Origin of the sequence: Pseudopedobacter sp. (assembly GCF_040392825.1) — a bacterium.
Lineage (GTDB): Bacteria > Bacteroidota > Bacteroidia > Sphingobacteriales > Sphingobacteriaceae > Pseudopedobacter.
The window spans coordinates 1-13,024 of sequence record NZ_JBEBVH010000007.1; the positions used below are offsets into that span (position 1 = coordinate 1).

The 13,024-nt window shown below is 36.2% G+C and carries 9 protein-coding genes; 5 read left to right on the forward strand and 4 right to left on the reverse strand.

Translation table 11 applies throughout. The features are described 5' to 3' along the window. The first annotated feature begins 381 nt into the window (after positions 1 to 381). The 5 genes from ABWO41_RS01120 to ABWO41_RS01140 all read left to right on the forward strand — a co-directional run bounded on the left by ABWO41_RS01120 (position 382) and on the right by ABWO41_RS01140 (position 6,803). Positions 382 to 1,257, forward strand: a complete 876-nt coding sequence (locus tag ABWO41_RS01120; RefSeq protein ID WP_353132206.1) for a DMT family transporter — start codon at positions 382 to 384, stop codon at positions 1,255 to 1,257. 1,014 nt (positions 1,258 to 2,271) lie between these two features. Then, positions 2,272 to 5,118, forward strand: coding sequence for a TolB family protein (locus tag ABWO41_RS01125; RefSeq protein WP_353132208.1), 2,847 nt, complete (start codon positions 2,272 to 2,274; stop codon positions 5,116 to 5,118). A gap of 1 nt (position 5,119) precedes the next feature. Next, entirely contained in the window at positions 5,120 to 5,416 is a 297-nt protein-coding gene (locus ABWO41_RS01130; protein ID WP_353132210.1) for a hypothetical protein, read from the forward strand. A 70-nt stretch (positions 5,417 to 5,486) separates the two neighbouring features. Beyond that, positions 5,487 to 6,230 carry a DeoR/GlpR family DNA-binding transcription regulator gene (locus ABWO41_RS01135; protein WP_353132212.1) on the forward strand — a complete coding sequence of 248 codons (744 nt, stop codon included), beginning with the start codon at positions 5,487 to 5,489 and terminating at the stop codon, positions 6,228 to 6,230. Positions 6,231 to 6,275: 45 nt separating this feature from the next. Then, entirely contained in the window at positions 6,276 to 6,803 is a 528-nt protein-coding gene (locus tag ABWO41_RS01140; protein WP_353132214.1) for a DUF1697 domain-containing protein, read from the forward strand. A gap of 53 nt (positions 6,804 to 6,856) precedes the next feature. Here ABWO41_RS01140 and ABWO41_RS01145 read toward each other — a convergent pair whose 3' ends face one another. The 4 genes from ABWO41_RS01145 to ABWO41_RS01160 form a co-directional block, all read right to left on the reverse strand. Then, on the reverse strand, positions 6,857 to 7,807 hold the full coding sequence (locus tag ABWO41_RS01145) for an aldo/keto reductase (protein WP_353132216.1): 951 nt from the start codon (positions 7,805 to 7,807) through the stop codon (positions 6,857 to 6,859). A 123-nt stretch (positions 7,808 to 7,930) separates the two neighbouring features. Beyond that, positions 7,931 to 8,371, reverse strand: coding sequence for a hypothetical protein (locus tag ABWO41_RS01150; RefSeq protein ID WP_353132218.1), 441 nt, complete (start codon positions 8,369 to 8,371; stop codon positions 7,931 to 7,933). 10 nt (positions 8,372 to 8,381) lie between these two features. Then, a complete protein-coding gene (locus tag ABWO41_RS01155) occupies positions 8,382 to 9,836 on the reverse strand; it encodes a SusD/RagB family nutrient-binding outer membrane lipoprotein (RefSeq protein ID WP_353132220.1) in 1,455 nt (484 codons plus the stop codon). A gap of 11 nt (positions 9,837 to 9,847) precedes the next feature. Next, the gene (locus tag ABWO41_RS01160) at positions 9,848 to 12,916 is read right to left on the reverse strand and encodes a SusC/RagA family TonB-linked outer membrane protein (RefSeq protein ID WP_353132222.1); all 3,069 of its coding nucleotides are present in this window, start codon (positions 12,914 to 12,916) and stop codon (positions 9,848 to 9,850) included. Between the last annotated feature and the right edge of the window lie 108 nt (positions 12,917 to 13,024).

Here is a 13,024-nt window from a genome sequence, read left to right on the forward strand (position 1 = left end):
GGAGGGTTACCACCAATTATAGCGGTATTAATACCTAATACATTATTTGCTGCCCTGGGTATCTATTTGGCCATAAAAGCCCCTAAGTAGGCTATTGGTTGAATTAGTTATTAGTATGTTTTTATCGCATAGTTTTCCGTTTCCGGGCTCCAGACTTTTTAATTCACCAGTCTTTCACCTTTAATGTCTACCAGGTTTGCTTTTAGCCTTAGCTTTCCTCATTAGTCATTAGCATGTTGTCGTACCAGGCATCAAACCCCGGTCTCCGGACTCCAGACTTTTTAGTTCTTCAGTCTCTACCAGGCTTTTAGCTTTTCCATAATTTTGTATCAATTTTAACATGATTGATTAAATGCAAAGCCTTTGCTCTAACTTTGCCCCATGAAATTGAAAGTAAGCAACGCCCTGATCTTGCACTTCACGGTAATGATATGGGGATTTACTGCAATTCTTGGAGCGCTAATTTCCATTGGCGAAGTACATTTAGTATGGTATAGAGTACTACTTGCAAGCCTATCTTTGTTTATATATTTCAAGGTCAGAAAGACAAATTTCAAGGTTTCTAAAAAGAGTTTTTTTAAGATTTTCGCCACTGGTGGAATAGTTGGATTACACTGGATTCTGTTTTTTGGCTCTATTAAAGCTTCTACGGTATCTGTTGGAATTGTGTGTCTTTCTTCCCTGACTTTATTTACAGCCATTCTGGAGCCTTTATTTAAAGCCAAATCCATATCCTTCTTCGAAATTTTGGTAGGAATGCTTATCATTTTAGGAATTTATACCATTTTTAAATTTGAAACACAATATAAAACCGGAATTATTATGGGAATTTCAAGCGCTTTATGTGCCAGTATTTTCTCAATAATTAACTCTAAATTAATCAAAAACAATAGTGCTCCAGTTATTACATTTTATGAAATGCTCGGTGCCTGCTTTTGGATTTCGTTATATCTTCTTATAAGTGGCGGCTTCAACAGCCAAATTATCCCTAACACTAAGGACATTTTTTACCTTCTCATTTTAAGCACTATCTGCACCTCTTTTGCTTATGTACTTGGTGTACATGTAATGCGAGAACTCACTGCATTTAAGGTTGCCTTAGTTACCAATTTAGAACCTATATATTCTATTATTTTGGCATTATTAATCTTCGGAGAAAGCGAGGAAATGACTGGCGGATTCTATATTGGAGCGATCATTATTTTAGCTTCTGTGTTTATGTATCCGGTTATAAAAACCCGGTATTTAAAGGGGTAACGAAACTGCTTTTTCTCTTCTACGCAGACACATGCTTAAGTTTAAACCAATATATTTCATTGCATAAATATTAGTATTTCCGGCATTAAAAATTATCTGCGAAACCTTTGTAAAACCGCTTTATTTAGGGTCTCTTTTTTGCGCTCATAATTCACAACTCTACTAAAACCACATAGTAAATTAATGGAAATTTAAGCCGCAAGGAATTTGAAAAACACAGCATAAATGCCACCTGTTTATATCGTATTTATGTCAAAGAAAAAAGCTTTAAAAACAAAAGCTCCAATACAAAACCGTTTGTATTTTCAGTTCCTTTTAATCTCATTTTCCAGATAGCAGCAATCTACCTGCATCTTATAGAATTTTTCTAATTCTCTTTGATGAATAACATCTTCATGAGAATTATCATTTAACATTTCAATAAATAGTAAAACCTTTTATTTACTAGAGATTCTGCTTATTTAGTATACAAGATCAGAAAACGCTCATTCAATTTAACCGCTTAACTCTCCACTTCCCCGCGAACAAATTAGCAACAAATCATTATAAAACCACCTCTATACAAAAACAATAAAATACACTAAGTACACTAAAAAGCAAACAAAATAGCTTCTGTTAAAACCTTGCAAAAAATCCGGATTAGCTCAAAAGAACAATTCTATAAGCTTTAACAATTGACTTAAAAATCAGAACATTCATCTTCAAAAGAAAATACATAAAGAAATTCACGAGTATACAAATTCAAAAAATGGAGTAAAAAAATGCAAGGAATACAGCGATACTAAGTGTAGTGATTAACATCAAATAAAAAGATTAGACTATCTATCAATTAGAAAATAAAAAAGTGTATTTTTACAATAAAAAAACAGCTTTACAAAAAACAAACATCAACACAAAAGACAAACATAAACAATTATTAATCAGTGATATAAATACATTTATATAAATACAAAATACAACAAATCACATAAATAAAAAACAGATAAATACTAATATTTTTAGTAAACACAATAAATGAAGACATTATATATAAATAAATTATTGAAAATCAATATATTATCATTAATTATTTTAACAATAAATACACATACTGTTTTTTCTCAGTTTTTCAACGATTCTCAAAACCACCCTAGTGTAAAATTCAGGCAGATTTCACAACCTGATTATCAAATTATCTTCCCCGAACAAGCAGAAGCAGATGCACAAAAAGTGGCCAATATTTTAGAAGAAGCTATCGGCTATGTAAGCAAGACTTTAGGGCGCTCCCCTCGCCCAATCAGTATTATTCTACAAACACAAACAACAGAGGCAAATGGCTTTGTACAGCTCGCTCCAAGAAGAATGGAATTATACACTATCCCCTCTCAGGAATTCGATTTTCAGGATTGGTTAAACAGCCTGGTAATACACGAACTCAGACATGTTGTTCAATATGATAAGCTTGTACCAAAACTGGGAGCACCACTTTTTGAAGAACTAAAGCTAGCCCTGTTTGGCATTAATTTACCAGCCTGGTTTTTTGAAGGAGATGCCACACTTACCGAAACTTTACTTACAGAAGCGGGCCGGGGAAGGCAACCTATTTTTAGTCAAACACTGAGAGCAAACTTACTTTCAGACAGAAATTATTCATATGCTAAAAACTACCTGGGATCTTATAAAAACCTTACCCCAAACTATTATACTTTGGGTTATTATATGAATGCAAAACTTCGACATGATTTTGGCCCGGATATATTAGATAAGACATTAACCCGGATGGCAAACTTCCCGATAAGACCTTATAACTTCAGCCGATCTTTGAAACGCAACGGAGCCTATGGTTCTACCAGTCTTTATAAAAAAACCATGCATCATATAGATTCTGTCTGGAGAAGTGAAAACAGCACAAGAACAGTTAAACCATATCAGGCTTTAAACAACACTTCCAAACAAGATCCGGGTAATTATTTACTGCCCATCGAAATTGACAGCAATAAGATTTTGTTCCTTAAAACTTCTTTATCTGCTCAAAATCACATCGCATTACTTAATGATAAAAAAGAACAAAAAATAGTCACAATCGGTCCACAGCTGGAGCCAAACTTTTCATATGCTAATGGTAATATTGTCTGGGACGAGTATCGTTCTCACAAACGTTATGGAAAAAGGACTTTTAACGAAATAAACATATACAACATTTACACTAAGTCTCACAGAACCCTTACTAAAAATTCAAAAAGCTATTCTCCGGCGCTTTCTCCAGATGGAAAAAAAATCATTTTTGTATCTGTAGATAGTCTTGGTAATTTTAACCTAAAAGAAATCCATCTAAATAACAAAACCACTGAAAATATTTTACCTGGAATTTCTGGCTATACCTTACAAACGCCAGCTTACAGCAAGGATGGGAAAAAAGTTGTGGTTACAGGAGTAAACGAAAAAGGAAAAACAATATTGATATACGACCTGGATAAAAAGCTTTGGACAAAATTATTTAACGAAGAACGACAGCTTATCTCACGTCCTGTATTCGGACTCAATGGCATACTTTACAAAGCTCATTACACCGGGGTTGAAAACATATTTTATTTTGATTTTGATAGCAAAAAAAAACAACAGCTCACTTACGCTAAATTTGGTGCCAGCAATGTGAGTACCTCCAGTTCCGGAAACGAGATTTTATTCAACGATTACCAGGCAGACGGATATAACATCGCAAAAAGCAATTTAAGCCACTCTAATGAAACTTTAGACACAAATACAAGCAAATACACTCCTATCTTTCTAAACAAGCTTAAACATCAGGAAAACACACAAAATATATTTTCAAATGTAGGTAACAAGATGTACCCCTCGAAAAGTTACAATGAGACAGCTCACCTTTTCTATTTCCATAGTTTAAGACCTATCGTAGAAAACATAGACAATGATGCCAGAATTGGATTCAACCTGGCATCTGACAATAAACTCAATACTTTTTCTTCTTCGGTAGGTTATGCTTATAACAGCAGCTTAAATGCCAATGAATTTTTCGCAAAACTTAGTTATAAAAAATACTATCCCATATTTTCTGTCAATTACCAAAATCAGGAAAATCTATCCTATGCCAGATTACCGGTTCAGGGAGGGAGCAGATTAGTCCCATTTACCTGGCGTGAGAGCAAAACAAGTTTTGAAATCTATGTTCCTTTTTTCAAAAACTGGCTGAATAAAGGTTTTTCTACGAGTTTAATGGTAAACACAAGTTATACTCAAAGATCTTCCCCATCTCTTGCCCTGCTCAATTTTAAAAGATCTTTAGATTTTCCCATGCAATATCAGTTATATCTGTCTTACAGCACTACCAGAGCAGTCCGGGATCTTGCCCCAAAATTTGGTATAAGCGTCTTAGCGAACTACCAGCATTATCCTTTTGACAATAAAGTCACCGGAGAATACATTTACCTAAAATCAGCTTTATACTTTCCCGGAATATTTATCAACCACAGTTTTCAAATCAGGTATAATGAACAAACCTCTTCAGGTACATTTATCTACAATACAAATATCCCCAGAGCAAGAGGATATGCACATCTAAGTCCAATCGCAAAACTGCATAACACTTTATTACTTGATTACAGATTCCCTATTGCTTATCCTGACTGGGAACTAGGCCCATTAGCTTATATCAAACGATTTAGAGGTGGTATTTTCACAGATTTCGAAAACCTTGACCAAGGTAAACCTTTTAAAACTTATGGCCTTTCTTTAGGAACAGACATGAATTTATTAAGATATTATCTACCAAATTTTGCACTCGATACAAGATTTATACTTCCAGTCCAGAGAAATACGTCGAAAAATGCGATATTCGAAATAGGTTTAACCTTTAACTACTAAAATGAGTTTTAAAACAATATTCATTATTTGTGCCACTGTATTGATAACTGTTATATTAATGCAGAACCAGGACGAGGTTCTTTTTAAGATACTCTGGAAAGAAATGTACGTATCTAAGCTAGCCATGATGCTCTCTTTAACTTTCATTGGTTTCATTATCGGCTTGATATTGGGAAGGCCAAAAAGTAAGCCGGAGCAAAAGCAAATCCCTCTGGAAATTGAGAATACAGAAAATGTAATCACAAATACAGAAAACAAGAGTTCGCTAAGCGACGAAGACAGAGATTATATCAGTTAATATATCCCTGTCCAGACACATTATTAATTTATATTTTTGACACAATTAACTCTCCAAAAAATATCTTATCATGCTGAAAGAAGAGCGCCAGAATTATATTATAAAACAGATAAATCTACATAATAAGGTTTTATCTTCTGATCTAAGCGTCCAGTTAAACGTCTCTGAAGACACTATAAGAAGAGATCTAAATGAATTGGCCGAAAGCGGAAAAATCCTGAAAGTACACGGCGGAGCGTTGTCCAAGTCTTTTCAATATCCATTTCAGGAACATAATACCTACGCCAAGGATTCGAAAAAAGAAATTGCAAGAAAAACCTTATCGCTTATAAAAAACGATATGATATTACTGGTAAGTGGTGGAACTACCATGATAGAATTCGCCAGAATGTTTCCCGAAAATCTCACATGCACTATTTTTACCATAAGCCCTTTAGTTGCTTTAGAACTGGCAGAAAAGTCAAAAGTAAACGTTATTCTATTGGGTGGCCAACTTTCTAAAAGCGCCCATATTAACACCGGATCATTAACTATCAGCCAATTATCCGATATTAAAGTAGACTTATGCATACAAGGGGCTAACAGTGTTTCTATTGAAGACGGTCTCACAGATTCGGATTGGGAAGTAGTACAAATAAAAAAGGTAATGCTAAAATCTGCTTTAAAAACAGCTATTGTCTGTATTGCAGAAAAACTAAACTCTTCACAAAAATTAAGAGTTTGCAATTTAAATGCTATAGATTATCTGATAACAGACTTAAACCCTAATGACCAGCTACTAAATGATTACGTATCGCAGGTGCAGGTTATTTAAAGTTGGAAGTATAAATTGAAAGTGTAAAGTAACAATTCAAAACCTATGAAATATTGCGCTTTTCTACGCGGTGTAAATGTTAAAGGAACTAACATGAAAATGGCAGAGGTCTGTCGTGTTTTCGAAGATGCGGGAATGCAAAAAGTCACTTCGGTCTTAGCCAGCGGTAATATCATTTTCTCTTCTGAAGGAAATACTTCCGAGCTAAAATCTATTTTAGAAAAAGCAATGTCTATTTATTTCAACTATCAGGCTTTTTTATTCATCCGGACAAAAGACGAAATCGAAGAATGTTTAAATAACAATCCTTATAAGAAGGATGAAAAACTGCACATATACGGTTTTATAGGCGACGGTGATATCAAACATGTTTTATTGAAAGAGTTTGAGTCAGGTTCAAAAACTGAAAATGAAAAGGCCCAAATTACAGGCAACGTTTTCTATTGGCAGGTACCAAAGGGAAACACGCTGGATTCTTCTTTCGGAAAAATTCTGGGTAAAAAAAGTCTGAAAGACCAATTTACCTCCAGGAATATGAATACATTCGAAAAAATCTTAAAGAAAATGAGTTAGAGTCCGAGAAAAACTCCAGATCTAACTCATCTTTAACTTTATTTATAACTTAACTAATACCGGCTTGCCTGATTCAGTTTCTCCATATCTTCAGCGTCTAAAATCAGTGTAACGGCAGATAAAATACTATTTAACTGATCTTTTGTAGTCGCACTTACAATTGGAGCGGTAACAGATGGCCTGTGCAACAACCATGCAATAGCAACCGAAGCAGGAACACTATTATGTTTTTTAGAAACTTCATCTAAAGCAGACAGAATACGGATTCCTCTTTCATTCAGATATCTGCTCATACCTGCTCCCCTGACACTCTTTACCAGATCATCTTCAGTTCTATATTTCCCCGTTAAAAAACCCGATTCTAAAGAATAGTAATTAATAACCCCCAGATTATTATCCAAACATATTTGCTCCAGCTCCTTTTCAAAGCCTTCTCTCGCGTATAAATTATAATGAGGCTGAAAGGTTTGGTATTGTGGCAATCCTTTTTCTTTTGAAACCCTCAAAGATTCCTTCAACCGTTCTGGCGATAAATTAGATGCTCCTATAGCTCTTATCTTCCCATCTTTAAATAATTTATCATAAGCAGACAAAGTCTCTTCTACAGGTGTTTCCAAAACATCCCAATGCGTTTGATATAAATCAATATAATCGGTTTGTAACCTCCTTAAAGATTCTTCGACTGTTTTTAAAATATAATCTTTTGTAATATTCTTGCCATGCTCTCTATTTTCAGACCCAACTTTTGTGGCAATTTTAACTTTATCTCTGTTACCTCTGGATTTTAACCAATTCCCAATAATGGTTTCCGATTCGCCTCCAATATTACCATCAGCCCAGAAAGAATAAGTATCTGCAGTATCTATAAAATCAAAACCAGAACCAACAAATACATCAAGTAGTTCAAAAGAACGGCTCTCATTTATAGTCCAGCCAAAGACATTGCCTCCAAAAGTGATAGGAGATACAAAAATCCCGGATTTTCCAAGTTCTCTTTTTTCCATAGTCTAAAAATTAAGTCGCTAAACCACAAGATACAAAAGAATGTGAAATTTAAGTAGCTGATTTTAAAAGTTTTCAAACAAAATAAGCCCCGGAATTTAAGGCCCAGGGCTTTCCCATAAAACTTATTTTACTGCTAATTTCAAGGTAGAGACCTTTTTTAAAGTATTTGTATTAAGAACAGTAACTTCCATATTAATTTCTGTACCTACCGCTACATTTGGCACCGGATAGTTAAATATTAAAGAATCTGTTTTTGATACATTTGAATATGCTTTCTGGTAAGGTTTGGATTCTACTAACTGATAAGCCCCCGCACCTATTGCAGCTTTCAATTCTATTTTATCGATTGGGTCTTCAGACCAGTACCTGAGATCAAGTTTAATAGTTTGCCCGGCGGGCACTTTATTATCGGCCTGCGCAGGAGTTACAGTAAAACTTGTAATTACAGGGACTTTACCAATAATCTTAATATTGTCTTTAAGCCACTGGTCGGCGTCTTTTTCGCATGACATCAATATCAGAGACATCATTATAAGCGATATGTATTTTAACTTTGCTTTCATAAGATTCTAATTATTGAAACAACCATAACTTAACCGCCTGATTAGCCACTTTTGGCACATTAGGATTTCTTCCAGGTTCATTATCTGCATAATTACCCCTTTGTACCCATTCTGTACCCAACAAGTTTTTAAACGGCTTGGTTAAACCCAAATAAATATTAGGATCATATTGATATCTTCTCATATCGGTCCAGGTTTCCATTTGCAGAAAAAGAGCAATATATTTCTGCATCATGATATCTGACAGCGTAAGCGCAGCAAAACCTTTAGATATTAGCGGATTATTTACATAAGTCGTAATACTGGTAGATGCTACTCCAAATTTCTGCATACTACTCCTTATTCCCTCTAAATAAGCATCATAAGATACTGGTTTGTTGGTTGCAAATAAAGCTTCGGCCTTAATAAATTGCGCCTCAGAATAAGTAATAATCGGTACTGGAGAAGTCATTTTACCATAGTAAGTATTTACTGTAATATCAGTATTTGCCAAATTGGCACCTTGTTCATTATCCTGAGTACCTACGGGTCTTCCGACGTATGTAGCAGCCCCCCCATTATCAACTAAAATAGGCAATCTTGGATCTATCAAGCCGGGATATCTGGTACCATTCATTAAGTCAATAATATATTTTGACGGTCTGGCGTATCTGGACGCAGCAGTAGCTATAGATAAATTGGTATACCAGGGATGATTCCTTTCCGAGGTATAAAACAACTGTAAATCATCTGCTCCTGTCGCATTTGTAAACCCATTATTTATATCCGCTGCAGCCAGGGCCGCATTTGCGATATTCTTTTTAGAAAGGTGAATATAATAACGTCCTCTTGCAGTATAAGCCGCTTTTAACCATTTATTAATGACGCCTTTATAGATAAGATCTGTTGTCCCTACCTGAGATGAAGCCAATGGTGGCTGAGGCTGTGATAAATCTGCTATGGCGCCATCCAAAAGCCCTTTTAAAGTTACATTATAAATTTCTTCCTGAGAATCATATTTCGGACTCCACGTAGTACCAGGATTAAATGCCTCAGAAAATGGTACATCTCCCCAAATATCTGTACTTTGCATAAGCACCAGGGCTGTTAAAAGTTTCCCTATACCCGCATAATGCGGAACTCCAGCTTGTTCCGATTTTTCAATCATTTCCTTTAAAGTGGGTAATGCCCTTAAATATGCAGATTCCCAGATATTGTCAAACCCGTATGGGTTATACGAATCGATATTTGCCGCCTGGCCAGAGTTCCCTGCCAGATATTGCGGATAATAATTACCATATTGCCCCGCATTCCAAAATGAAGTTGCTGTATGCTGAATAGCAGAAGGCAACAATCCGGAAATAGTAACCTGTGATCCCTTTAATTTTTCCGGATCGTCGTTAATGTCCAGTTGCTTGTCACAAGAAGCCATTAAGGCAGCTCCTCCTAAGGCAAGCAGAATGATATTGTTTTTTATCTTTTTCATAATCAATAACCTTAGAATGTAACATTTAATCCGAAATAAATATTTCTTGTTGCCGGAATACCTGTCCCAACATATCCTACGGCATTTGATGCCGAGCCATAAGTGCTCGATTCAGGATCGAAACCCACAAAAGGTGTTGTCACCCAAAGATTGTTTGCCGTTACAGATATCGAAGCCGATTTTACAAAACCATTTTTTGGTAAGGCCGATTTTGGCAAACGGTATCCTAAAGCAACATTTTGTAATCTTATCCATGAAGCATCCTGAAAACCATTGTTCTCTGAGGAAAGCCTGTACTGAAACGCATTATTATAAAAATTTTGATCGATATTAACCTGAATATCGTTAGGAACATACTGTGGTGCTGCTGCTGTACCCACATTTTTCACCCCATTAAAGACAACTATTGTATTACGCATTTCTGTTTCTGCGCCAATCCCGGTAACATAACGCTGCCACTTTACAATATCATTAACATAGCCGCCTCTTCTGAAATTAAATTGGAACGAGAAATCGAAATTCTTGTACGATATGGAAGATCCAAGTCCCCCTACCCAATCCGGAAATGCATTACCAATCAGATAGTTTTCCGATAGCGGTTGTGGAACAATGGGGTAACCATCTGCTCCGATAAGCAATTCACCGTTATGTTCTCCCGTCGGGTCGTCTTTTACTCTAATATATGGCCATCCATACCAATCTCCGGGTCTTCCCCCTGTTTTAATGATTTGTTTGTTCCATGGACTTTCGGGATTGAAAATTATTTCATTCACTCCATCAGGCATAGACAGCACACGTCCTTTGGTTTGAGACCAGTTCAAGTTTACATCCAGATTAAAATCTGTGGATTTAATCAAATTTGCATTCAAAAGCAGCTCCAGAGAATTATTTCTAATCTCTCCGGCATTGGTCACCCATAAATCAAAACCGCTGGCAAAACTTACCGGAACAGGCACAATCTGATCTATACTGTTGGTTATTGCATAGTTAATATCCAGCATAACCCTATCTCTGAGAAACCTGAGCTCAGTTCCAAATTCCAAACCTTTTGTACGCTCTGGCTTTAAAGTTTCCGATCCGAATGTTGTTACACGCGTAATTCCGCTTACTCCCGAAAAAGCTTGTAATGTAGTATAATACATACCTATCTGATAAGGATCTGCATCTTTACCAACTTCCGCATAAGAAGCTCTTAATTTACCAAATGACAGGAACGAATCGTTATCTAATTTCAATGCATCACTAAAGATATAGCTCAAACTGGCCGATGGATAAAAGAAAGATCTGTTGTTTTTCGGAAGTGTTGATGACCAGTCGTTTCTGGCTGTCAGATCTAAAAACAGTTGATTCTTGTAATTGAGTTTCAAATCTCCAAAAATCCCCATAATATATCTTTCCGGTTTAACTGAAGTTGTATTATACACAACATAGTTATTGATACTTTCTAAACCTGCAACAACCGCCTGAGTACCCGTTGTAGTCAGGTTGCTGCGTTTAATATCAGTAATAGACTGGCCTACAAGCAAGGTTGCTGAAAAATCATTGTTGAATTGTTTGGTTGCCCGGGCCAGTAGATTCGAATTGATTTCCGTATAGCCAATCCGTTGTTCTGTCATAGAACCTTGCCTGGATACCAGTAACCCTACTTCGTTATAAGATTGTCTGAAATCAGAATAATTATCTATACCAAGCTTATAGTTGAAGTTTAGCCAGCTATTGGGAGAATAATCTATTCCCGCCGTTCCTATTATTCTGTTAACATTATCTGTAAGGAATGAGTTTTCAGCAAAGTAAAAAGGATTATCTATCGCTGCGTTGTATACTTTTTGAGATCCGTCCGGATTTAGGTAGTCTGCAGGGTCAACTGTGTTAGTATGACGCATAAGATAGAAAATCGCCCCAGAACTAATACCTGTCCTTGGATTTGTTCCTCCGGATTTGATATAATTTGCTGAAGCATCAAATTTTAGTTTTTCAGAAGCTCTGTAATTGGCAGAAAGTTTAATAGAGGTTTTTCCATATTCCGAATTTGGAGTAACACCATTCTGGTCGAAATTAGAAAAGGACGTATAATAGGTAGCTTTTTCATTCCCACCACTAATACTCAAAGAGTTTTGAAATTGATGTCCTGTTCCAAAAAAAGAATCGTAGGGATTATAAACAGCCGTTCCCGGGACTATAGGAGGTCCCCAGGTATTTACACTACTCGCTAAAGCGCCATTATTTCCATTGCCATATCTTGTCTGAATTGGCGGGGTTTTAACTACATTATCCAAACTGTATGATGTTTTATAGCTAACTTCTGTTCTTCCGCTTTTACCAGACTTTGTGGTAATAACAATAGCTCCGTTAGCAGCCCGTAAACCATAAAGAACAGAAGCCGCGGGCCCTTTAAGAACTGTCATTGTTTCTATATCATCCGGATTGAGGTCCGAAATACGATTTGGAGTCTGAAAATTATCAGAAATTCCGATACTGGCATTTGTCGCAAAGTTGTCTGTTGCATTTGACACCGGAATACCATCTATAACAAATAGTGGCTGATTATCTGCACTCGGACTTAAAGAATTTATCCCCCTAACCTGAACTCTGGAACCTGCTCCCGCAGCTCCACCCGAACCAGTGATTTGAACCCCCACTATTTTACCCTTCAGCGCATTCAGAGGATTTGTTTGGTTAGTGGCTTCAAAATCTTTTGAACTTAGCTCTTGTACAGAATAGCCTAAGGACCTTTTGTTCTGGCGGACACCGAGAGCGGTAACCACCACTTCGCTTAAGGTCTTCGTGTCTTCCTGCATGGTAACGTTTATCACGTTATCCATTCCCACAGTCCGTTCCAGAGACAAAAAACCTAAATAGGAAAAAACCAGCACATCAGACGGACTGGCATTTAATACAAACTTCCCGTCGGGATTAGTTTGCGTTCCTTCACTGGAGTTTTTGATTTTTACAGAAACACCTGCCAAAGGCAAGTTATCTGCTGCAGATCGAACAACTCCCGAGATGTTTTTTTCTTGCGCAAGCAAAGATCCTACACAAAAGAAAAAAACCAATGGCAATAGGTATAGCACATTTTTCATTGGAATTGGTTGAATTGGTTTATAAGTAAATGATAACTAAGCTAATATAAGCATAAATCATTGCAATCATGCAAGAAAATGCAAAAATATTTTTAGATTATGCATAAA